The sequence below is a fragment of the Dysgonomonas termitidis genome (genome assembly GCF_054657735.1).
The window spans coordinates 1,005,074-1,027,041 of the sequence record NZ_BAAHYD010000002.1 but is presented as its reverse complement, the minus strand read 5'-3'; the positions used below and the strand labels follow the sequence as shown (position 1 = coordinate 1,027,041).

The 21,968-nt window shown below is 42.1% G+C and carries 20 protein-coding genes; 15 read left to right on the top strand and 5 right to left on the bottom strand.

The window, feature by feature from the left end; all coding sequences use genetic code 11:
- Nucleotide 1: 1 nt before the first annotated feature.
- The 10 genes from ACYQ3L_RS08155 to ACYQ3L_RS08110 all read left to right on the top strand — a co-directional run bounded on the left by ACYQ3L_RS08155 (nt 2) and on the right by ACYQ3L_RS08110 (nt 11,582).
- Complete coding sequence (locus tag ACYQ3L_RS08155) at nt 2-748, top strand: polysaccharide biosynthesis/export family protein (RefSeq protein ID WP_380000231.1); 747 nt, start codon at nt 2-4, stop codon at nt 746-748.
- A gap of 116 nt (nt 749-864) precedes the next feature.
- Nucleotides 865-3,270 carry an exopolysaccharide transport family protein gene (locus ACYQ3L_RS08150; RefSeq protein ID WP_380000229.1) on the top strand — a complete coding sequence of 802 codons (2,406 nt, stop codon included), beginning with the start codon at nt 865-867 and terminating at the stop codon, nt 3,268-3,270.
- Between the two features lie 95 nt (nt 3,271-3,365).
- Complete coding sequence (locus ACYQ3L_RS08145; RefSeq protein ID WP_380000227.1) at nt 3,366-5,420, top strand: tetratricopeptide repeat protein; 2,055 nt, start codon at nt 3,366-3,368, stop codon at nt 5,418-5,420.
- A gap of 585 nt (nt 5,421-6,005) precedes the next feature.
- Nucleotides 6,006-7,958, top strand: a complete 1,953-nt coding sequence (gene thrS, locus ACYQ3L_RS08140; protein WP_380000225.1) for a threonine--tRNA ligase — start codon at nt 6,006-6,008, stop codon at nt 7,956-7,958.
- 72 nt (nt 7,959-8,030) lie between these two features.
- The gene (gene infC / locus ACYQ3L_RS08135; protein WP_380000222.1) at nt 8,031-8,663 is read left to right on the top strand and encodes a translation initiation factor IF-3; all 633 of its coding nucleotides are present in this window, start codon (nt 8,031-8,033) and stop codon (nt 8,661-8,663) included.
- Between the two features lie 55 nt (nt 8,664-8,718).
- A complete protein-coding gene (gene rpmI, locus ACYQ3L_RS08130; RefSeq protein ID WP_380000220.1) occupies nt 8,719-8,916 on the top strand; it encodes a 50S ribosomal protein L35 in 198 nt (65 codons plus the stop codon).
- 105 nt (nt 8,917-9,021) lie between these two features.
- Nucleotides 9,022-9,366 carry a 50S ribosomal protein L20 gene (rplT, locus tag ACYQ3L_RS08125; protein ID WP_006798843.1) on the top strand — a complete coding sequence of 115 codons (345 nt, stop codon included), beginning with the start codon at nt 9,022-9,024 and terminating at the stop codon, nt 9,364-9,366.
- A 158-nt stretch (nt 9,367-9,524) separates the two neighbouring features.
- The gene (locus ACYQ3L_RS08120) at nt 9,525-10,193 is read left to right on the top strand and encodes a 3-keto-disaccharide hydrolase (protein ID WP_380000218.1); all 669 of its coding nucleotides are present in this window, start codon (nt 9,525-9,527) and stop codon (nt 10,191-10,193) included.
- A 146-nt stretch (nt 10,194-10,339) separates the two neighbouring features.
- Nucleotides 10,340-11,134 (top strand): AraC family transcriptional regulator, encoded by a 795-nt coding sequence (locus ACYQ3L_RS08115; protein ID WP_380000216.1) that lies wholly within the window; start codon nt 10,340-10,342, stop codon nt 11,132-11,134.
- Between the two features lie 79 nt (nt 11,135-11,213).
- Entirely contained in the window at nt 11,214-11,582 is a 369-nt protein-coding gene (locus tag ACYQ3L_RS08110; protein WP_380000214.1) for a VOC family protein, read from the top strand.
- Nucleotides 11,583-11,645: 63 nt separating this feature from the next.
- On the opposite strand, the gene ACYQ3L_RS08105 is transcribed toward ACYQ3L_RS08110, so the two are convergent.
- Together ACYQ3L_RS08105 and ACYQ3L_RS08100 are read right to left on the bottom strand one after the other, a co-directional pair.
- Nucleotides 11,646-13,286, bottom strand: a complete 1,641-nt coding sequence (locus ACYQ3L_RS08105) for a fumarate hydratase (protein WP_380000212.1) — start codon at nt 13,284-13,286, stop codon at nt 11,646-11,648.
- Nucleotides 13,287-13,439: 153 nt separating this feature from the next.
- Nucleotides 13,440-14,261, bottom strand: coding sequence for a glycosyltransferase family 2 protein (locus ACYQ3L_RS08100; protein ID WP_380000210.1), 822 nt, complete (start codon nt 14,259-14,261; stop codon nt 13,440-13,442).
- A gap of 939 nt (nt 14,262-15,200) precedes the next feature.
- Between ACYQ3L_RS08100 and ACYQ3L_RS08095 the strand changes: the two genes are divergently transcribed.
- Complete coding sequence (locus ACYQ3L_RS08095) at nt 15,201-15,851, top strand: hypothetical protein (protein WP_459952384.1); 651 nt, start codon at nt 15,201-15,203, stop codon at nt 15,849-15,851.
- Nucleotides 15,852-15,880: 29 nt separating this feature from the next.
- Here the strand turns inward: ACYQ3L_RS08095 and tnpC are convergent, their stop codons facing one another.
- The 3 genes from tnpC to ACYQ3L_RS08080 form a co-directional block, all read right to left on the bottom strand.
- Nucleotides 15,881-17,431 carry an IS66 family transposase gene (gene tnpC, locus ACYQ3L_RS08090; RefSeq protein WP_380002139.1) on the bottom strand — a complete coding sequence of 517 codons (1,551 nt, stop codon included), beginning with the start codon at nt 17,429-17,431 and terminating at the stop codon, nt 15,881-15,883.
- A gap of 71 nt (nt 17,432-17,502) precedes the next feature.
- Complete coding sequence (gene tnpB, locus ACYQ3L_RS08085; RefSeq protein ID WP_459952347.1) at nt 17,503-17,832, bottom strand: IS66 family insertion sequence element accessory protein TnpB; 330 nt, start codon at nt 17,830-17,832, stop codon at nt 17,503-17,505.
- A 39-nt stretch (nt 17,833-17,871) separates the two neighbouring features.
- Nucleotides 17,872-18,258, bottom strand: coding sequence for a hypothetical protein (locus ACYQ3L_RS08080; RefSeq protein ID WP_459952242.1), 387 nt, complete (start codon nt 18,256-18,258; stop codon nt 17,872-17,874).
- Nucleotides 18,259-18,393: 135 nt separating this feature from the next.
- Between ACYQ3L_RS08080 and ACYQ3L_RS08075 the strand changes: the two genes are divergently transcribed.
- The 4 genes from ACYQ3L_RS08075 to ACYQ3L_RS08060 all read left to right on the top strand — a co-directional run bounded on the left by ACYQ3L_RS08075 (nt 18,394) and on the right by ACYQ3L_RS08060 (nt 21,707).
- Nucleotides 18,394-18,678, top strand: coding sequence for a hypothetical protein (locus ACYQ3L_RS08075; RefSeq protein WP_459952383.1), 285 nt, complete (start codon nt 18,394-18,396; stop codon nt 18,676-18,678).
- A gap of 253 nt (nt 18,679-18,931) precedes the next feature.
- Nucleotides 18,932-19,231: a helix-turn-helix domain-containing protein gene (locus ACYQ3L_RS08070; protein ID WP_380002133.1), complete on the top strand. Its 300-nt coding sequence runs from the start codon at nt 18,932-18,934 to the stop codon at nt 19,229-19,231.
- A 227-nt stretch (nt 19,232-19,458) separates the two neighbouring features.
- The gene (locus ACYQ3L_RS08065) at nt 19,459-20,346 is read left to right on the top strand and encodes a hypothetical protein (protein WP_459952261.1); all 888 of its coding nucleotides are present in this window, start codon (nt 19,459-19,461) and stop codon (nt 20,344-20,346) included.
- Nucleotides 20,343-21,707, top strand: a complete 1,365-nt coding sequence (locus ACYQ3L_RS08060; RefSeq protein ID WP_459952260.1) for a replicative DNA helicase — start codon at nt 20,343-20,345, stop codon at nt 21,705-21,707. The genes ACYQ3L_RS08065 and ACYQ3L_RS08060 overlap by 4 nt, the downstream gene beginning before the upstream one ends.
- Nucleotides 21,708-21,968: the final 261 nt, after the last annotated feature.

The window sequence follows — 21,968 nt, the reverse complement described above, 5'->3', positions numbered from 1 at the left end:
TATGAAATACACATTATATTTTCTGCTACTCTGTATATCCATCTCAGGTATTTTCTCTTCCTGCATATCGAGCGAAGAGATAAATTACCTTCAGGCTATAGACAAACAGTATCCTTTACAAGAATTCAAGGAGTATAAGCTGGACGTCGGAGACATGATATCATGCGCTATTTCATCCAGTGACCAGGAACTGGTAAGCACTTTCAATTCTGTGATTACAAACAACCAGAATGTATTGAAAACATATACAATATATGAAGACAGCACTGTTATACTTCCGTTCTTCGGCACAGCCAAAGTAGCCGGTCATACGGTACAGGAAGCGGAGATCATCATACAAAACCTGATGCAACAATCGGTAAAAGATGTACAGGTAAAAGTAACTATGGCCAATAATTTTTTCTATATTTATGCCAATGATAAAAGAGGATCTTACCAGGTATACAAAGACAATATGACTATTTACCAGGCATTGGCCATATCACAACAGACAACCGGACTGATGGATCTGACCAGAGTGAGCATAGTCAGAAAAGGTACTGATGGGAATACACAGGTAAAAACATTTGATCTGAGAAGTCAGGATGTAATCCAGTCCGAATATTATTATATTAAACCAAACGATGTAATTTATTTTCCTACAAACAAAAATTCATTCTTTGACATCAGTTCGATGAGTTCATTTATTACAACGATGTCTGTACCATTACAGTTCTTATTATATTCAATCATATACAGAGGCTTTTAATAAAGCTGCGGGAAGCATAGATGTAGAGGAATAAAGACTATAAACATTCAGTTAGCTCCAAAGTTTGACCAAGAACAAACACCCAAACATAAGCGTTATAGAAACAGATAGTTATCATGGATAATAACAATAAAAAAGTAATAGAGTCCGATCCCTATTTCGAGGAAGTAAAGACAAAGACAAACATATCATTCGATTTTGTCCTTTGGTTTTACCGTATTTTGAAATACTGGTATCTTTTTATTATATCGGTCGCCGTATTTCTTGGCTATGCATATATAAAAAATAAATCCTGGGTGCCCGTATTCTACGTTCAGGCCCTGATGATTTTGGAAGACAGGAACACGGCCAGTGTTGTTGCGGGTTCCGTTCCTACAGGAACTTTATTGCGTAATACTGAAAACCAGCAAATTGTATTGAAATCCTATGGACTCACCGAACGGACTGTAAAAAGTTTACCGGCGAAAATGCGTATCGAATACTATATACAAACCCGGTTTAAATATATCAGCTTGTACACCGACACTCCTATCGAAATAGAAATGATCGATATCAAGCCTGAAGCATATAATTACTCATACGAAATCAGCTATATAGATCCGGAAAAATGCGAAATCAGCTATAAGGAAGATCCCAAGTCGGAAACTAAAATCTCCCTGATAACCCCATTCAACCAAGAAATTGATTATAAGCTTTTTAAAATAAAACTACATAAGACACCCAATTTCAGAAACGATATTAAAGGCGCCTTTAAACCGGATATATCAACATTCAATTTCAGATTCCTGTCCGAAGACCAGTTGATAGGAATATATAACGGACGAATCCGTTCTGAACTTGAAAACAATTCATCCATCTTATCCATCTCCATGTCAGGCACAAATCCGGCCAAAGACATTGATTACCTGAATATATTGCTCAAGGAATTTGAGAATTACAACCTTGGGCTAAAGAATGAACAGGCAGAACTTACGATAGAATTCCTGAGCAAACAGCTGAAATTAATCAACGACTCGTTAGATATTTCACGTTTCAAACTTGAAAAATTCCAAAAAGAAACAGGAGTATATGATATCTCATCCCAATCGTTAAGAATAGCCCTCGACAGTGCCGACAGGGAAAAAGACGCCCTTTCCCTGAAGGAAAAATCAGTGCTGCTCCTGACTGAAAAAATAAAAGAGAGGATTCTCGGCACCGACGACCTGATGGACCCTGCCAGTATGAATATAAGGAATCCCAAATTAAGCGAATTTGTGACGCTGTATAATGAATTGCTTCAAAAGGCCCGGAACCTGGGCGCGAAAAATCCATTATATAATAAAACGATCGACGAACTGAACGACCTCAGGGTAAAGATTTTACAGGAAATACAAGTTTCCCAGATCAATCTTCAAAACCAGAAAGATGCCCTGGTACGAAAATATGAAGTGCTCCAGCTGAAAATAGACAACCTTCCGCCGCAGGAACGGGATCTGGTAAAATTCCAGCGGGAGTTCCGGGTAAATGAGATGTACCACCAATATCTTACCCAAAGACAATATGAAGCCGAGATACAAAAGGCATCAAACACGCCGGACAACTTTATCTGGGAAGCGCCCCGGCAAATGGGTGGTGCTGTCAACGGGGGAGAAATAGGTAAGAACTACACATACTATTTCATTATAGGCCTCATCCTTCCATTATGCTTTGTGGTACTGAAAGAAGAAATATTAAATTTCTCCATAACAACAAAAGAAGAATGTGAGAAAATTTCAGGATTTCCCGTTATCGGTACAATAGAAAACGTTTCGAAGAAACTCAATAATGGAGTAGTTTTGGTCAAGAACTATCCTAAATCGAGTTTTGCCGAATCGTTCCGCAATATGCGTGTCAGGATTGAGTACATGGCGCAACGCGAAAACAAGATTACAGTCCTGGTTACTTCTACCGAGCCGGCTGACGGTAAAACGTTCATAGCCACAAATATTGCGTCCGTATATCAATTGATGGGCAAGAAAGTTATCATTGTGGACTTAGACCTCCGCCGCCCTTCGGTTGCTAAAACCCTGCAAATAGACTCACAGAAAGGGATATCGAATTACCTCATAGGACAAGTGACACTGGACGAAATTACTTACTCCCATCCCGACTATGGATTCGATATTATTCCTGCGGGGACATTACCACCAAACCCGAGCGAATTGATAAAAACGGCCAAAACAAAACAAGTATTGGAACACCTGAAAGAAATATACGATTATGTAATCATCGACTGTAGCCCTGTGGGACTGGTGTCGGATGCATATATACTATCAGAGATAGCAGACACGACATTGTTCGTCGTGCGCCGGGCCAAGACAAACAAATCATTCTTCAAAAGCGTTATTACCCAGTTGAAATACGATGGCGTGGAAGATATAGCGCTTGTCTTCAACGATGTTAAAGGACGTGAAGGCTATTACGGCACATCCCGCTACTATGGAGACAGGACATATTATCTCAAAAAGAACTCATACTATCACGACGACTATTTCGAAAACTAAAAAATATATTAAAAAGAGAGGCTGTGAGAGCCTCTCTTCTTTTTTGTTAATGTATTATTCATATATTTGCTGCTCAATGATTAATACAATCTATCGTGAAGAGATTTTTATTTTCAATACTTGTTCTGATAAACAGCCTGATCGGCGTTTCCCAGATTAACACCGACCGCGTAATCTTAATAGGGCGCAACTCGCTCTATTTCGAAGATTACGTACTGGCTATACAATACTTCAACCAGGCCATAAAAGCAAAACCATACCTCGCTGAGCCTTACTTTTACCGGGCTATTGCAAAATATTACCTCGACGATTACAGGGGTACGGAAGACGATTGTACTCTGGCACTGGAAAGAAATCCCTTCATGTCGAAAGCTTATCAGCTGCGTGCCGATGCCCGCCAGAATCAGAATAATTATGATGGAGCATTGGAAGATTACAAAGTTTCGCTGGAAGTATATCCTAACGATAAGTTTGTATTAATCAACATGGGTATAGTCAATATCCAGAAGAAAGATTATGAAGAAGCCGAAAAATACCTGAATACCCTGCTAAAATCCTATCCGGCCTATACACAGGGCTTCCTTACCAGAGGTGCGCTCTATCAGGAAAAAGGGGATACAGTACAAGCCTTCGAGAATTATAATCAGGCTATAAAACTCGACAAATACCTGCCTCAATCCTACTCTATGCGCGGGTTGCTACATTATTACAAAAAGGACTATGACAAAGCATTGGCCGACCTGGACGAAGCTATACGGATAGACCCGCTTCAATCCGGTAATTATATCAACCGGGGACTGATACGGTATTCAAAAAACGACCTGCGCGGAGCGATGTCCGACTACGACAAGGTTATCGACCTCGACCCAAACAATATAATCGCACGTTTCAACCGGGGATTACTACGCTCACAAGTGGGTGACGACAACCGTGCCATAGCCGACTTTGATATAGTATTGAAGTATGAGCCGAACAACTATATAGCATACTTCAACCGCTCCCTGATAAAAAATAATATCGGGGATTACACAGGGTCTTTGGAAGACCTGAATGTTGTACTGGCTGAATATCCTGAATTTTACCACGGATTTTATATGCGTTCCGAGATTAAACGCCGCCAAAATGACCTGAAAGGCGCTGAACGCGATTTCAATTATGCCCGCAACGAAGAAAGCCGCAAAAACAAAGAAATTTTGGCCGGACAAACCGAAGAAAAATCAGAAAAGGACAAGACAAGGGAGAAATCGGATAAAGACATTGACAAATTTAACCTGCTTGTCGTAGCAGATAAGACAGAAGAAGAAAAAAGCAAATATAACAATGATACCCGGGGCCGCATACAAAATAAACAGGTCAAACTGGATCTGGAACCTCAGTTTATTGTTTCATATTACGAAAAACCGAATGATATACGCAGGTTTGTATATTACAGCCAGCTTATCGACAATATAAACAAACGGGCGATACTTCCTAAGAAACTTAGGATCACCAACAGTGAGGCCTCGCTGAACGAATTCCAGATACAGGAACACTTCAAATCGATAGACGACCTGTCGAAACGCATTGCCGATCAGCCGGCAAATGCCGACCTGTATTTTGCCAGGGCTATGGATTATATGCTCGTGCAGGATTTTACCAACTCTATCGAAGACTTTAATAAGGCAATCAGTCTCGATCCGAAATTTACGCTGGCATACTTCAATCTGGCCGTTGTATATACAAAACAGCTCAACCTGCGGGAGAATGTGCCTGAGTACGAAAAGAAAAGCGATCAAACGGATTTGGCTACCTTGGGCGGGATAAAGAAAGATAATTCATTACCCGCTACAACAACCATCATAGACCCGGGTAAAATGGAGTACGACCTCATTGTCAAGAATTATAATAAGGTGATAGAACTCAATCCGGAATTTATTTATGCTTATTACAACAGGGCGGGAATACGTTATAAACAAAACGATTACCGTGCCGCCATACTTGACTATAACGAAGCTCTCAGACGCGACCCTGAGTTTGCCGAAGGGTACTACAACAGGGGACTAAGCCGCTTCCAGGTCAAAGACAAAGACCGTGCACTGGACGATATGCGTAAAGCCGGGGAAATGGGCGTAGTGGAAGCTTATAGCATTATTAAGCGTATGACAGAATAAATCAAAAATACTCCCGATAAATATTCCTCATAGAACTGTATAAAATTCTATGAGGAATATTTTTATAACTATCTTTTAATCTCCTGCAAAAATTTTATCTATAGAATAAGAGCCGGTAGCCTTTAGCTGTTAGCTGATAGTTCTTTGAAATATTGATTAAAGCAGTTACAAGTTTGCCTCGCCTTCGCTTCGGCGAATGTTATTTCTGCGCCCTTCGGGCAGTTACGAGTTACAAGTTGGCTGGCGTTTTGTTTTGTTTCACGCAAAGACGCAAAGGCGCAAAGTTCTACATCTTACGAGTTGTTTACTGATGACTGTTTACTGTTAACTGATATATCTGTTACCTTTGTTACCTTTTGCGCCTTAGCGTCTCTGCATGAAATACTGTTGACTGCTAACTGTTGACTGTTTACTGTTTACTGAAAAAGTGTAACCTTTGTTACCTTTTTTTATAACCAGTCATCAATAGCCGCTTACAGAAATAAAATAGACAGAATATCACATCTGTTACAAAAAATGATTATTTTTGCAAGTTCAAAAAAGTAGCTTATTTGTAGGAGCTGCATAATTAAATAGAAACTAAAAATGATAAAAATTACATTTCCGGATGGTTCCGTGCGAGAATTTGCAAAAGGAACCACATCGATGCAGATAGCAGAAAGCATCAGTTCGCGTCTGGCTCAGGACGTACTTGCAGCCAAGGTCAATGGACAAGTATGGGATCTGACCCGTCCAATAGACGAAGACGCGACGATCGAACTGCTGAAATGGGAAGATGAAGACGGTAAACACGCATACTGGCACTCTTCCGCCCATCTTATGGCCGAAGCCGTACAGATACTTTATCCTCATGCCAAATTTGGTATCGGGCCTGCCATCGAAAACGGATTTTATTATGATATAGACTTTGGTGATACTCCCGTAAAAGACGCGGACTTTGCTAAGATAGAAGCAAAGATGATGGAACTTATCGCCAATAAAGAAGAAATCAAACGCCAGAGTATTTCCAAAGCAGATGCAATAAAGATGTTCGATGCCCGTCACGAAAATTATAAGGTAGAGCTTATAAATGATCTTGAAGACGGCACCATCACAACATATACACAAGGTGTGTTCACAGACCTTTGCCGTGGGCCGCACTTACCCAATACATCTTACATTAAGGCTGTAAAAATCCTTAGTGCGGCAGGTGCATACTGGCGTGGCGATGAAAAGCGTAAACAGCTTACCCGTCTCTACGGCATCACTTTCCCTAAAAAGAAAATGCTGGACGAGTATCTGGTTCTGCTTGAGGAAGCGAAAAAACGCGACCATCGCAAGATAGGGAAAGAACTGGAATTGTTCGCTTTTTCCGAGAATGTAGGAAAAGGGCTTCCGCTATGGCTTCCACGTGGTACCCAGTTGCGTTTGAAACTGGAAGATTTTTTAAAGAAGATCCAGCGTAAATTTGATTACCAGCAGGTGATGACCCCCCATATAGGCAGCAAGATATTGTACGTTACTTCAGGACACTACGAAAAGTACGGTAAGGATTCTTTCCAGCCTATCCATACACCGGAAGAAGGAGAAGAGTTCTTATTGAAACCTATGAACTGTCCTCACCACTGCGAGATTTACAAAATAATTCCACGCTCATACAAAGACCTTCCTTTGCGTCTGGCTGAGTTTGGTACTGTTTACCGCTACGAACAAAGTGGGGAACTTCACGGCTTAACCCGTGTCCGCGGATTTACTCAGGACGATGCGCATATATTCTGTACACCTGAGCAATTGAAAGCTGAATTCCTGAAAGTAATGGACATTGTTTTCATTATCTTTAAGGCGCTTGACTTTGAAAATTTCGAAGCCCAGATATCTTTACGCGACCCTGAAAACCGCGAAAAATATATCGGTAGCGATGAAAACTGGGAAAAAGCAGAGCGGGCTATTATAGAAGCCTGTGAAGAAAAAGGCCTGCCTGCAAAAGTTGAACTTGGCGAAGCGGCCTTCTATGGTCCTAAGCTCGACTTTATGGTAAAAGACGCCTTAGGCCGTCGCTGGCAGTTGGGAACAATACAGGTTGACTATAATCTCCCTGAACGTTTCGAACTCGAATATACAGGAGCCGACAACCAAAAACACCGCCCGGTGATGATTCACCGTGCACCGTTTGGTTCGATGGAGCGTTTCATTGCAGTGCTTATCGAGCATACTGCGGGTAAATTCCCGTTATGGCTGGCGCCTGACCAGGTAGTAATATTACCTATCAGCGAGAAGTTCAATGATTATGCTCACAGAGTGAACAGCTATTTCAAACAACAGGGAATTAGTTCACAAGTGGATGACCGTAATGAAAAAATAGGACGTAAAATCCGCGATAATGAGTTGAAAAGAATCCCTTATTTACTCATTGTAGGCGAGAAAGAGGCAGAAACAGAAGAAGTTTCGGTAAGAAAACAGGGCGAAGGTGATAAAGGTTCGATGAAATTTACTAACTTTGCTGCCCAATTGAATGAAGAAGTAGAAAAAATGATGAATGCATGGGAGCAGCAATCCTAAGTATTCATTGTTTATATTTTTGAAAATTAAATATTTAAATAAAAAAGATAAAGGAATTCTAACAGTTTTTGAATGAGAAACAACAGATTTAATAATCGCAAAGAAGAGTTACACAAAATCAATGGAAATATTCGGGCTCGGGAAGTCCGTTTAGTCGGTGACAATGTAGAACAAGGTGTATACACCATAAACGAAGCCTTACGACTAGCTGATGACCTCGAACTTGATTTGGTTGAAATTTCTCCAACAGCCGATCCCCCTGTTTGTAGAATCACCGATTATCAGAAGTTCCTTTATCAGCAGAAGAAAAAACAGAAAGAAGCCAAAGCCAAGTCTGTAAAAGTTGTGGTAAAAGAGATCCGTTTCGGACCACAAACCGACGACCATGACTTTAACTTCAAACTCAATCATGCGAAAAACTTCCTTGAAGAAGGAGCAAAAGTAAAAGCTTATGTATTCTTCAAAGGACGTTCGATCCTGTTTAAGGAACAAGGAGAGGTTCTTCTACTCCGTTTTGCTACAGAACTTGAAGACTTAGGAAAAGTAGATCAACTGCCTGCGCTTGAAGGTAAAAAGATGATCATGATGCTTTCTCCTAAAAAGCAACCTGTAAAAGCTCCGGCTCCGGCTAAACCGAAAGACGGTGAGAAAAAGGTTATAGAGAAAAAAGTGGACAAACCAAAAGAAGAGAACAACGAAGAATAAAACGAATACTTTGTATATATCCGTACTTTATAAATAATTAAATTAATAAACTGAGATGCCAAAAATGAAGACTAATTCCGGTGCCAAAAAGAGGTTCGCCCTTACCGGATCAGGAAAAATCAAAAGAAAACATGCTTTCAAAAGTCACATCCTGACTAAGAAAACGAAAAAACAAAAGAGAAATCTGACTCACACTTCACTTGTCCACAAAGTAGATGAGAAAGCTGTGAAAAAATTATTAGCTCTTAAATAATCTATTTCGTTTTACAAAAGCAAGTTTTAAAGATTTATTAACCGGATGTATGCACCAAAGAGTTCCAAAGCACGGGAACCGCTGACATTCAAAACAATGTAAATTATGCCAAGATCAGTCAATCATGTTGCGTCACGCAACCGCAGAAAAAAAGTATTAAAGCTAACAAGAGGTTACTACGGAGCCCGCAAAAATGTATGGACAGTAGCAAAAAACACATGGGAAAAAGGTCTTACCTATGCATTCCGTGACCGTCGCGCTAAAAAACGCAATTTCCGCGCACTGTGGATACAACGTATCAACGCAGCTGCACGTCTTGAAGGAATGTCTTATTCCCGCCTGATGGGAGCCCTTCACAAAAACGGAGTGGAAATCAACCGCAAAGTCCTTGCCGACCTTGCCATGAACCACCCTGAAGCGTTCAAGGCTATTGTAGATAAAGTAAAATAAATATACTTTGCCATATGCAAAAGGCCGGATTCGTATGCCGGTCTTTTTTTATTTATACCGGATGATATTTTTATGAATTTCATACATTAAACTGTTAAAAAAGCGATACATTTGTTTGCCTTATGATTTATTTAATGTATTACTTAAAAATAAATGTCATGAAACGTATCATTTTAATTTCATCAATCTTCTTATTTCTCTGCTCTTTTTCTGTTTTTGCAGCAAATAAAAATAAATGGAAACCGCTTTTCGGCACTAATCTTTCCGATGCGAATTATAATCCGGAGGTATGGAGCGAAAAAGACGGGGTACTCGGCGCTATAAAAGACGAATCCATCTGGACTACCACCGAATATGAAAATTTTGAACTCGATCTCGAATTCAAAACGGATGAAGCAACCAATAGCGGAGTCGTTGTTTATTGTACGGATACTAAAAACTGGATACCCAATTCGGTAGAAATACAAATCGCCGATGACCACAGCGAGCATTTCAAGAATGCCAAGCCATATGAAAAATGCGGTGCTATCTATGGCCACCTGGGGGCAACCAAAGACAAAATAGTAAAAAAACCGGGAGAATGGAACCGCATGCATATAAAATGCGAAGGACAGCATATCACTGTAACACTTAATGGTCAGAAAGTTACAGAAATGGATATGAGTAAATGGACTTCGGGAACAACAAATCCTGATGGAACAAAAATTCCGAGTTGGCTGCCTAAACCATTCGCCGAACTACCGACAAAAGGATTTATCGGATTGCAAGGAAAACATGGAAACTCCTTAATCTGGTTCCGCAATGCAAAAATACGTAGTCTGAGATAATCTTCAGAGTATCTGATTCATATATAAAGAGGGTGGCAATCAATTTTATCACCCTTTTTCATTATACCTATGTCCTTTTTTTACAAGACAAAGAAAAGATTATCTCTTAACTTTGCATCTATTTCATTTTTCATACATCTACCTCAATGGAAACTTTCAGATTCATACAACCTTCACCGATACTGGCTCCGTTTGTTAAACATTACTGGATATTGGAAACAGATGGAATCGCCCCTGTTTCGGAACGGATAATTCCTACCGGGTTTATGCAAATGATATTCCATCGTGGCGATAAAATGAAGCTATCCGATAATAAACTCCAACCTCAGTCCTTCATATGCGGACAATCAGCAGGTTTTACCGACTTGGCTTCTACCGGCAAGGTGAATATGATTGTCGTTGTTTTCCATCCTTTCGGAGCTAAGGCATTCTTTCCAATGCCTATGAGTGAGTTTTACGGTATAGATGTATCTATTAGCGACTTGAGCGATAACTCCCTGAACGAGCTGAAAGACCGCATCTATCACGAAAAGGATAACAATAAGGCAATAGCGCTGATAGAATCCGGACTTATCTCCCGCCTGAGGATATTTGACAATTACAACCGGAAACGGATAACAGCAGTAATAACCGCTATAAACCTCAAACATCAGTCAAGTATTACCTCCCTATCCGAAATAGCCTGCCTCAGTTATAAGCAGTTCAACCGTATATTTACGGAATATGTAGGAGCCAACCCTAAAGAATTTACACGTATAATACGTTTTCAGAGGGCCTTATATATATTGCAGAACACCCCGGATATTAATATTACAGAACTGGCTTTCGATTGCGGATATTACGACCAGCCGCATCTGATAAAGGAGTTTAAAAGTTTCTCGGGATATACTCCATACGAATATATGGCTGTATGCAATCCATATTCCGACTATTTTTCCTGATATGCTGAATGTCCTTTTTTTACAAGATCCCGAAAGCCGGACGCATTACTTTTGTAAAGTCAAACTAAAAACAAATTTTATGAAAAGACTAGTCGCATTTTTCGAAATTCCCTGCAAAGACTTTGACAGGGCAGTAAAGTTTTATGAATCAATATTCAGTATCAGCATGAGCAAATGTGATTGCGAGCATGAAAAAATGGCTTTCTTTCCGGGTGAAGACGGTAAAAACTCCGGAGCAATTTCATGGGCGGAAGATTTTATCCCGTCTCAAAACGGGGTTCTTATCAGCCTCAATTGTGAAGATATATCCGCTTCCTTAGCTATTGTTGAATCGAAGGGGGGAAAGGTCGTAATTCCTAAAACAAAAATAGAGGTCGAAGGGCTAGGGTATTTTTGTGTATTCGCCGACTGCGAGGGTAATCACATCGGACTATATTCCGATAAATAAGGAGATAAAAAGAGGCTGCTGAAACGGGCAGCCTCTTGTATTTGTATTATAAACTAACCGGATTCAGCACATCGCACAATTAACCGGCTTCAATTGTTGGAAGAAATCATTCCCCTTATCATCGACTAAGATGAACGCCGGGAAATCAACTACCTCAATTTTCCATATAGCCTCCATGCCAAGCTCAGGATATTCGAGACACTCAAGGCTCTTGATGCTGTTTTGCGCCAGAATAGCCGCCGGACCGCCAATACTACCCAGATAGAAGCCTCCATGCTTATGACAGGCATCTGTTACCTGCTGGCTGCGGTTCCCTTTTGCAATCATAATGAGGCTGCCACCTTGCGACTGGAATGAATCTACATAAGAGTCCATACGACCTGCTGTAGTCGGTCCCATAGAACCGCTGGCATAACCTTTCGGTGTCTTTGCAGGGCCTGCATAATAAATAGGATGGTCTTTTATATACTGGGGCAATCCTTCGCCGCTGTCAATTCTTTCCTGCAACTTCGCATGCGCAATGTCACGCCCTACGATAATTGTACCGGTGAGGGACAAACGGGTTGAAACCGGATATTTAGTCAATTCTGCAAGAATCTCTTTCATCGGACGGTTCAGGTCTATCTTTACTCCACCGGCTTCTCCTGCATTACGTAATTCTTGCGGGATCAGACGCGCCGGATTATCTTCCAGCTTCTCCAACCATACCCCGTCTTTATTGATCTTACCTTTAATATTCCTGTCAGCAGAACAGGATACGCCCATACCTACCGGACAAGAAGCTCCGTGGCGAGGCAGGCGGATCACACGAATATCGTGGGCAAAGAATTTACCACCGAATTGCGCTCCAAGACCCAATTCCTGTGCAGCCTTCAATAGCTTTGCTTCCATTTCCAGATCACGAAAAGCCTGACCGCCTTCATTACCCGAAGCAGGCAAATTATCATAATACTTGGTGGAAGCCATTTTCACTGTCTTCAGGTTTGTTTCGGCAGATGTACCGCCGATGACAAAAGCAATATGATAAGGAGGGCAGGCCGCTGTTCCCAACGATTTCATTTTCTCGATGAGGAATGTCTCCAACTTACCGGGTGTTAGCAATGCTTTTGTTTCCTGATAAAGATAAGTCTTATTGGCAGAACCTCCACCTTTGGCAACAAACAAGAATTTATATTCATTACCGTTTACAGCATATAAATCTATCTGTGCAGGGAGATTGGTCCCTGTATTTATTTCCTTATACATGTCCAGAGGCGCATTCTGCGAATAGCGCAGATTGTCTTCCGTAAAAGTATTATACACCCCTTTTGACAAAGCTTCTTCATCGTTTCCTCCGGTCCACACATTCTGGCCTTTCTTGCCCATTATAATAGCTGTACCTGTATCCTGACAGAACGGAAGTATGCCCTTAGCCGAAATTTCAGAGTTACGCAAGAATGTGAGTGCCACAAACTTATCGTTATCACTGGCTTCGGGATCGGAGAGTATTTTTGCCACTTGTTCCTGATGTTCGGGACGAAGCAAGAATTCCACATTATGGAATGCATGTTGTGCTAATAAAGTAAGTGCTTCGGGTGACACTTTTAAAATTTCCTGACCTTCAAAGTCTGCAGTAGAAACAAAGTCTTTCGACAAGAGATAATACTCTGTAGTATCCTTTCCGAGAGGGAAAGTTTCCTGATACTTAAACGGAGGTGTTGCCATGAATTAATATTTTTATAGTTGATTTCATTGTATGCAAAAGTAGCAAATATCTACAACCTTATCAAGGATTACAAGTTTATAAAATTTTAAAGACTTAAAACTGATTCTCCAAGACAAGATATAGTTAACAATAAATCTTAGAAGCCGTTTATATTAATCTTTTGCATTCAAATATTTATCAATTCCATCCTTACATCTAGTAGCATTCTCCCCTAATTTTTGACCATAGTAGTTAAAATTCTCCTCTTTATTATACATATACAAATCATTATGCCACAAATGAAAGATAATTCCTGAAAATTTCAAATATAGCCGATCAACACCACTATGCATCATTCGGGCGGCAAAATCCCAATCTTCCCCACCCCATCCTTCATAAAACTCATCATATCCATTTATGCGAATATAATCAGATTTCCAAAATGACATATTACAACCTAATCCCAGTATTTTATTTTTCTTATAACGAGGGGCAAAGTATTTACTTAACAACATGCAGTGGATAGAATTGATTCGTCGCATTATTCCTGGCCTAAAGAAATGGAGAGATGGTAATTTTCCTGACTTACAGCATTCATCTGTCAATTTTTGAGAAAGGTTCACTCTTCCTCCTTTCAAAAAATAGCCCTTGCGAGCAAACGACATATGATCAGCTATAAATTCTGGATGAAGAATAAGATCACCGTCTATTTCAATTATATATTCATACCGGCATGCTGCAACAGACTTGTTTCGGCTCATTGCTAAACGAAAGCCTTTATCTTCTTGCCATACATGGATAAGTGGAACTGGAAAGTTCTTTTTAAATGATAAAATTAGTTTTCTTGTTTCTTCATTCGATCCATCATCCCCAATAATAACTTCATCTGGTAAAACTTTTTGCCTTGCAATACTTTGTAAGCATAAATTCAATGCTTCAGGGCGGTTATATGTGGAAACAATTAGGGAGACATCTGCACGATTTTTACTTTTCATAGAGTCTATTTTTTCCAAAATAAATTTTTCATCTTTTATTATAATTAATTAATAAAAAAATAAGTCAATTCTTAACTTTCATTTTTTTTAATTTTTAGATTCAAATGCTCCCAGAGCATGCGAATTTAAATAAATATAACTAAAAACAAATTAATTTTTTAGTAAAATTCTCAAAACAACAATGCAATATACCAGCTGTATATCAATAATCGCTACTGACGCAAAGTATAACGTAACATATGCCTTAGATACAGAACGTTTTCGTCCGTTGGCACGGACTTCCAGTCGTGTCTTGTTGACAGGGCAAAATGTTTGCTACGCAACACACAGACGGGACGTCTGCGAGAGCAGGGGAACAAAAGTAACAGTCTTTTTAGCCTTTGTGCCCTTTGTGATTTTCTTCGTGTACTTAGCGGTTAAAGCTCTTTACCACAAGAGGCACAAAGATTTACACAAAGAGCACTATGTAAAAAGTAACAAAGGTAACACCGAAAGCAATTAAGAATGAAGAATTAAGAATGAAAAATTAAGAACCAACGGTCAGTGGAGCTAATTTTTTCCCTCGTAACTCGTAACTGCCCTAGGGCGAAGTAACTTGTAACTATTAAAAAAGGTAATAAAGGTAAATGGTATTTGTAATCAATTGATAATAAATATATAAGCCTACTTTTTGAAAATGGCGAGTAACAACCGGGTAACAAAAATGCGGAAAACAACATTCGCCTGAAAAGATTGAGTCTGTAAAGATACATTTCTTTTCCGATATTAGCAATAGCCATTCTTTTCCTTTCCATGACATCCCTGTACGGCCATAATCAAGCGTCAAAAATAACGGTTGCAAGATATAACATATTTTATTTATAACGGGTACTGTTTTTACATGATTTTAAATTAAAGCCTTACATTTGCAATCTAACAACCTGTTTTTTGTAAGCGGTCATGAGGGCAAAAGATTATATCGAAAAAAATAAAAACAGCATCAGCCATTTGGAGGAAGTTAGCCTGGCCATAGCCGGCCTGTATCCCCTCCGTTCCGATGAGGTTGCAACCGGTGAATACCATAAGTGTATCCTGACCGCCGACTGGCGGTATCAAAAGTACAGATACTCCGCGATGGATTATGAACTGAATAAAGGCATTATGGCCGGGCAAAAACCAGTCTTTGCCTACAATCCCGGTGAAATAAATAAAGATACGGCCCCGGCAGTGCGCCTTGAATTACTGCAAGCCGTTGAACAGGATAAAAGCTTCGGCTACCTGTTTTACCTGCTGGCAAGCGAGCAGAACAGGAATCCCGGCCGCCTTTTCACATATGACTGCGTGCCGGACAGGGAAGAAATAGAAAAGGCCATTGGCTTTGACTGGGACGATACGAAAGAACACCTGGCAACAATTAACGACTATCCCGGAAAGCTGGCGTACCTGCTGGAGCGTAAAACAGCCTTTTTACAAAAATACCGGGATGCAGATGGTACTCCGGAACAAAACACCTTTACCGGTAACTGCCTGCTGGAAATAGGGCTTATAAAGGATTTGATAAGCATAGGGCAATCCGGTGTAAGCGTCTCCGCGATGACGTCTATCCTGTAAAAAAAATAAGCAGGGAGTACGCTTGCCTGCTATTTTTTTGTCCACATGTCCGGGAGTAAGTCGCGGTATTTTTCGAGTGATGTATCCGGTGGAAGTGCCGCAGCATTGTTGATCACATCGCTAAGGTATTCGAAGAAGTTGATATTATTGAGCCTGCACGAACAAGCCAGCGAGTAGAAGATAACGCCTCTTTCGGCTCCCCTATGACTACCAAAGAACAGTGAGTTCCTTCTGGAAAGGGATATGTAACGGTTTAGCCTTTCAATAGTATTTGTATCAAGTTTATAAAGTCCGGAGGTAAAGATATTCTCCAGGCCTTTCCATTCACCCAGCATATAGTTTGCTGCTGCATACATCAGACTCTTTGGAGGATATTCCGGAGAAGATACTATTCTTTTGAGTGCGACCTTCAAGGCTTTCATGATATCTTTCGAGTATTTTCTTCTCCATTTCAAGTTATCATCCCGGGTCCACCCATCCACTCCAATACGATGCTGATGCTCTTGTCTGTAAAGCTGGTTGATCAGTTCGATTATGCTGTCCGCATCCGGATTGTCCCGGATATCCAAAAACTTGCGTTTACAATGCTGGAAGCATGACAGCCTGAGGATTCCATCCCCCAGGGATTTGTAAGGAGCATACCCGTCACTCTGGACTGTCCCTTTATACTTTTCCAGTTTCTTGTATATGACTGCACCCTGTCTTGAACCATTCTCGTAGAAGTAGTATGCCAGATTGAGGTTCATTGCGGATATGGCCCAGATATATTCCTTGTTGATGTTTGGCGCATCCGCATTATCAGCCCTGTCCATTACTTTATAGTAGGTCTCATCACAGCTTATGTAATCATCTTCCAATACAGCCCTGCCGAGAGCTGTATAAAGGTTCTCGAACATATCTGCCGTCTTGGACAACAGTCCGTTTGCCGTTGCCTTGTTTACATGAAAGCCGTTGTCATTGAAGTACCTGACTATTCGTTCAACAGGCATTGAGTAGATATACCTGAGCTGTGCCATTCCTGCTATAAAGGAACCGTCAAAACTTGAGTTCTGGAGCGGGGCCTGGCTTGCCTTACAGGAGTAAATCCGTTCATCCTGTCTGTATGTGTGAAGCCTGTAGACTATCTTCTGGAACTTCATCGGAACCATCCGGTACCGGATAGATTCACGGATGCCGATTTGGATAGCCGTTCGTATATCAAACTCCGTATCATCGGGATAGACATCTTTAACCACTTCTTCCAGTTCATAATGCATATCCCGTTTTGCTCCATTATTCTTGCGGGCTTTCAGGTCGGCTTTCGGCTTTACTTTTCCGGAAGCTGTTTCTTGTTCCTGCCTGGGTTGTGACTGCTTTTCTGATTTATTGGATATGAGTTTGGATATGCCTCTTATTTTATTTGCTGATTTAGTGAGGGATTCGTCTTTCTGAAGCAAGGCTTCCTGTAAGGAAGCGATGGTTCCCTCCATGGATTTAACCGTTGCGGATAGCGTTTCTATCTGGGCCAACAACTGCTTGTTGAACGCATTGACTGCTTCCAATTGCGCCGCCAATATTTCTTCCATTCTGCTTCCTGCCATGCTTTAAAGGTACAAAGAAATATGGAGATAAGCAAGAGTTTGCGTAGCTTATTTAATTGATTATCAAATTATTAAATGGACAAAAAGCGCGTTCTGTAGCGTTTGCGGAAGCGTACACTTTCAAGTGAGACCCCCGACATGATGAAGCTGAAAGTCTCCCAGGATAGCTCATAATAGCCTGTAGCCGGATCTATTTTAGGCAGTTCAAAACTGCCCCGTTCAAGGCGCTTGTGATATAACAGAAAACCGTCGGTATCCCACTTTAAGATCTTTACGTTTTGTCTGTTCTGGCCAAAGAAGATATAGATATCACCGTTCATTGGAGAAAGCGGGGATTCGGACTTGATCAGATTGAACAATGCGTCAATCCCTTTATTCATACGAACAGGGTGTTGGCACATAAAGTACCTTACATTATCGTTAAGGCCAAACATAGAATACTACTTTTCAGGATGATACAATGACAATAACGAAATCAGGCTTTCCGCCGTACATTCCTGCAAGGTCAGACTGATATTGTGTGGAAAGGTAATGCTGACTCCTTTGAGAACACTGCCTGTCCCGACAGGATGGCTCTGTGGCCTGAACTGGATAAAGGTTTGTTGATCTTCATTGGTGATACCTTCGCCTCTTGCCTCTGCTTGAAGCCGTCTCATAAAGATTCCGCGACGTTGCGCCCAATCTAAGATTTTTTCATATTTAATGTTATTATCCCGGCAATAAGATTTGAATGATAAATATGAATCTTTCTTCAAATATTCTTTATAACATTCAATAGCTCTCATCTGTACTGATGATTTATTCATTTCTACGAAATTATTTTCCATGCTCTTTTATTTGCAAATGTACAGGGTTACAAAAAGCGAATCAAGACGTCATCGCGGAGACGCTTACAATCCGGTCAGCCTGCACATCCTGGAGTAAAGGAGTACAGGCCTCAGCGGATAATAGATGCCGGTAAGTTGAAAGACTATTTTAGCCCTGCCTTCAGGGGCATGGGAAATAACATCAACTATTTCGACACCCTGGTCGATGAATTACATACAGACCGGACAGCCAAAGAGTTTGGCCAGATTGCCTATATGATATACACAGGCAAACATATGAACAGCAGGAAGCCTGCAACATTCTCCCAATGGTACGGCCTGTTCTGTGAGGCCATTGGCATTGAGAAAGGCAAGGGCTACAAGCCCAATAACCTGAACACACCCTCGGGGGATCTCAAAAAGCTATTCGGTTACCTGTAAAGTATAACTAAAAAATTATAAAAGGGAATTGTCGTTTATAAATTCCCTGCCTGTTCCCTGTAGCAATTCCCTCTTTTTCCTGCAATATTCTGTATATTACATTATTACCTGTTTTCGAAAATTCCCTTTTCTGTAAACAGGTATCCTTTGTGCAATTTTGTATTGTCTAAAACGGCAGGTACTTACGGACTGCCGGACGTGCGGGATAGGCCGTAAGCTACCGGAACACGGGCAAACCAAAAATTTTTGCATAATGAACTTGTATGACTTATTAAGCGACAATGCCAGCCTGAATGTAACCATCAATGCCGGGCAACTGATCGAAGCAATCGATTATTGTATAGACAAAACCCGGGAAGAACCGGGGCATCAGGATACGGACGTTGAAAACGGAACCTGCCTGAGCGCCGGACAGGCGGCGCAGCTACTGGATGTAAATACAGGCACGCTCCGGCGCTGGAATAAATCCGGCTACCTGTGCCCTGTCTCCACCGTGGGGAGAAGGAGGTACCGGGTGAGCGATATAAAGAAAATACTACGGATGAGTCCATAAATACAGGATTTCCGGAAAATAAGCCGGAAGCCCCTGTATAGGAGGTAAAGCCTTTGCCACATAACTAATATGAATCCAATAATATTAACCTGATAACCTGATATGCGTATGGGAAAGGGTTATCCTGAAAAGATAAATAAAACAGTAGTCTGAACAACCGGATAGCCGGCATAGATAATTGAATCGCCGGCATAAATGTAAATAACAAAACAGGTAATACAAAAAAAATGGAAAACGAAGGATATATCAAGCTATACAGGTCGCTGCCGGATAAACCGATCTGGCATCTCTCGACCCCCGGGCAAAAAACAGTACTCATTACATTGCTGCTGATGGTCAACCATAAAGAGGCCGGATGGGAATGGCAGGGCAGGAAGTTCAACTGCCAGCCGGGACAGGTGGTTACCAGCCTGGAGAAGATCACCCGCAGGGCAGGCAAGGGGATATCGGTACAGCATGTCAGGACAGCCCTGGCACGCTTCGAAAAATACGGGTTCCTGACAAACGAGTCGGCAAAGACAGGCAGGCTGATAACCATCTGTAACTGGGACTGTTACCAGCAGGCGAAAAGCGGAGGGGACAAAGATTCCCGCAAAGGCATAACAAAGCCTTCACAAAGCGGTGGCAAAGACCTCACAACTAACAAGAATGATAAGAATGATAAGAACGAAAAGAATGATAAGGAGAAAGAATCTTCATATAAATATTCAGATTCTTCTTTATCTTCTCCCGGCCTTTCTCCTTTACCTTCCCCCTGCCTTTCTTCTTTTCCTTTACCTTCTTCCCTTCCTGCATGCGTATCCCCTTCCCACTCATCCGGGGAAGATAAAGCGGCTGCCAGTGCTAAAAACTGGAGGGATGATTTCGGTACATACCTGGACGGGTTGAGGAAAGCCTATGACACCCTTATGTCGGATGAAGGCCTGCTGAACAAAATGCAGCGCTACCACCCGAACGTGGATATCAAATTATCGGTCGAAAAAGCCTGTGTCGAGTTCTGGTCATTGGAAGCCGGATGGAAAAACAAGAAAAAGACCAGGTCGCAGGCCATAGACTGGCAGGCAACCTTCCGTAATGCGTTAAACATACAATCAAACAGGGTATACACCAGATGAAAAAGCAGGTACATACAGATACTCCGGCATATATGCCGCCGCATGACCCGGAACTGGAAAAGATCGTGCTCGGTACGGTTATCTCCAACCGCCACGGATATGATGAAGTCCGGGACATCCTGCACGAAGACTGTTTCTATGATGACTTCCACCGGAGGGTATTCAGGATCTTCAGGGAGATAGAGGCCAAAGGCGCCGAGCCCGATATCGCCGGCATAGCAAGCCTGTATAAAGCCGGAACCGGCGAAATAAAGCTTGTGGAGCTGGCAGGGATGGGCGAACTGACGGAAGTAACACAGGTGTACAGCCATACCCTGCGGCTCTCCGACCTCGATACACGGCGCAAGCTGGTGCAACTGGCCGATAGGGTCAGGCTCGAAGCTTATACGGACTCTACGGATATAGCCGACATTACGGCATATTGCGGCCAGGTACTGAAAAACCTCTATAGCATGCCGCAGAACCCGGTAACGACGATACAGGATGCCATCAAAGGCGTATACTCGATCATCGAGGCCAATAAGACCAATAAATGCCTTAGCGGCTCCCCTACGGGATTCCGGGAGCTGGACAGCAGGACAGGCGGCCTGCAAAAGTCCGACCTGGTCATCATCGCCGGGGAGACCTCACAGGGCAAGACATCGTTCGCCATGTCCGTCCTCAACAATACGGTCAAATACGGTAGCCGTGTAGCCGTCTACTCGCTGGAGATGAAGAAGGAACAGTTGACGGCCCGCCTGATGGCCATGGAAAGCGGGATACCCGCCGCAAAGCTGTTGTACGCCCCGCTGGAAGACCACAGGTTCGGGCAACTGGACAAGTCCATATCACCCCTGTACCATTCGGGCATCTACTTTGACGACAGGAGCACATCCAACATCGACAATATCCTTTCGTCCATCCGCATGATGAAAGCCCGTTATGATATCGACGGGGCGGTGGTAGACTACCTCCAGATCCTGACCGTAAACATGAAGGGAGCCGGCAAGGAGCAGCAGATGGCGGATGCGGCCAGGCGGTTGAAGAACATAGCCAGGGAGCTGGACATCTGGGTTATCGCCCTGTCGCAGTTAAGCCGGGACGCATCCAACCCGGAACCGAACATCAACAGGCTGAGGGACAGCGGCCAGATAGGGGAAGCAGCGGACAACATCTACTTTGTTTACCGTCCCGAACTCTACAGGAGGGATTTCCCGGAGCCTTTCAAAGCTTACGATACGCAGGCGAAGGCCCTTATCATCGGGGGCAAGGGACGCAATACGGGGCTTGTCAGCTTCCTGGTGTCGTTCAACAGTGAAACGACGCAGTTTACGGACATAGAGTCCCCGGTATTGAAAAATGAGGGCAAACGTCCCTTCTAAATATTTAAATACATTTAAACACATGGGGAAATGAAAATAAATATAACAATGAAATCCGCAGACCGGGATTTATCCGGCATCGTTATCCGGCAGGAGACAAAAACGGGCTTCCTGAATGTACCGGATTAACGAAGGCTTACAAAACAGAAAGGAACAGGAAAGGCTGGAGCTACAGGAGGACTGATGAGATATCCGATTCTACGGCTAACGCGGAAAGGATATTTTATATCCTTCAGGAGCAGGGCTGTCTTGCCGGTAGTG

Bases quoted from the DNA above. Each gene is read 5' to 3' on its own strand.
- ACYQ3L_RS08155 (WP_380000231.1), top strand. From the start codon at position 2: ATGAAATACACATTATATTTTCTGCTACTCTGTATATCCATCTCAGGT.
- ACYQ3L_RS08150 (WP_380000229.1), top strand. From the start codon at position 865: ATGGATAATAACAATAAAAAAGTAATAGAGTCCGATCCCTATTTCGAG.
- thrS (WP_380000225.1), top strand. From the start codon at position 6,006: ATGATAAAAATTACATTTCCGGATGGTTCCGTGCGAGAATTTGCAAAA.
- infC (WP_380000222.1), top strand. From the start codon at position 8,031: ATGAGAAACAACAGATTTAATAATCGCAAAGAAGAGTTACACAAAATC.
- rpmI (WP_380000220.1), top strand. From the start codon at position 8,719: ATGCCAAAAATGAAGACTAATTCCGGTGCCAAAAAGAGGTTCGCCCTT.
- rplT (WP_006798843.1), top strand. From the start codon at position 9,022: ATGCCAAGATCAGTCAATCATGTTGCGTCACGCAACCGCAGAAAAAAA.
- ACYQ3L_RS08120 (WP_380000218.1), top strand. From the start codon at position 9,525: ATGAAACGTATCATTTTAATTTCATCAATCTTCTTATTTCTCTGCTCT.
- ACYQ3L_RS08115 (WP_380000216.1), top strand. From the start codon at position 10,340: ATGGAAACTTTCAGATTCATACAACCTTCACCGATACTGGCTCCGTTT.
- ACYQ3L_RS08110 (WP_380000214.1), top strand. From the start codon at position 11,214: ATGAAAAGACTAGTCGCATTTTTCGAAATTCCCTGCAAAGACTTTGAC.
- ACYQ3L_RS08105 (WP_380000212.1), bottom strand. From the start codon at position 13,286: ATGGCAACACCTCCGTTTAAGTATCAGGAAACTTTCCCTCTCGGAAAG.
- ACYQ3L_RS08100 (WP_380000210.1), bottom strand. From the start codon at position 14,261: ATGAAAAGTAAAAATCGTGCAGATGTCTCCCTAATTGTTTCCACATAT.
- ACYQ3L_RS08095 (WP_459952384.1), top strand. From the start codon at position 15,201: ATGAGGGCAAAAGATTATATCGAAAAAAATAAAAACAGCATCAGCCAT.
- tnpC (WP_380002139.1), bottom strand. From the start codon at position 17,431: ATGGCAGGAAGCAGAATGGAAGAAATATTGGCGGCGCAATTGGAAGCA.
- tnpB (WP_459952347.1), bottom strand. From the start codon at position 17,832: ATGTGCCAACACCCTGTTCGTATGAATAAAGGGATTGACGCATTGTTC.
- ACYQ3L_RS08080 (WP_459952242.1), bottom strand. From the start codon at position 18,258: ATGGAAAATAATTTCGTAGAAATGAATAAATCATCAGTACAGATGAGA.
- ACYQ3L_RS08070 (WP_380002133.1), top strand. From the start codon at position 18,932: ATGAACTTGTATGACTTATTAAGCGACAATGCCAGCCTGAATGTAACC.
- ACYQ3L_RS08065 (WP_459952261.1), top strand. From the start codon at position 19,459: ATGGAAAACGAAGGATATATCAAGCTATACAGGTCGCTGCCGGATAAA.
- ACYQ3L_RS08060 (WP_459952260.1), top strand. From the start codon at position 20,343: ATGAAAAAGCAGGTACATACAGATACTCCGGCATATATGCCGCCGCAT.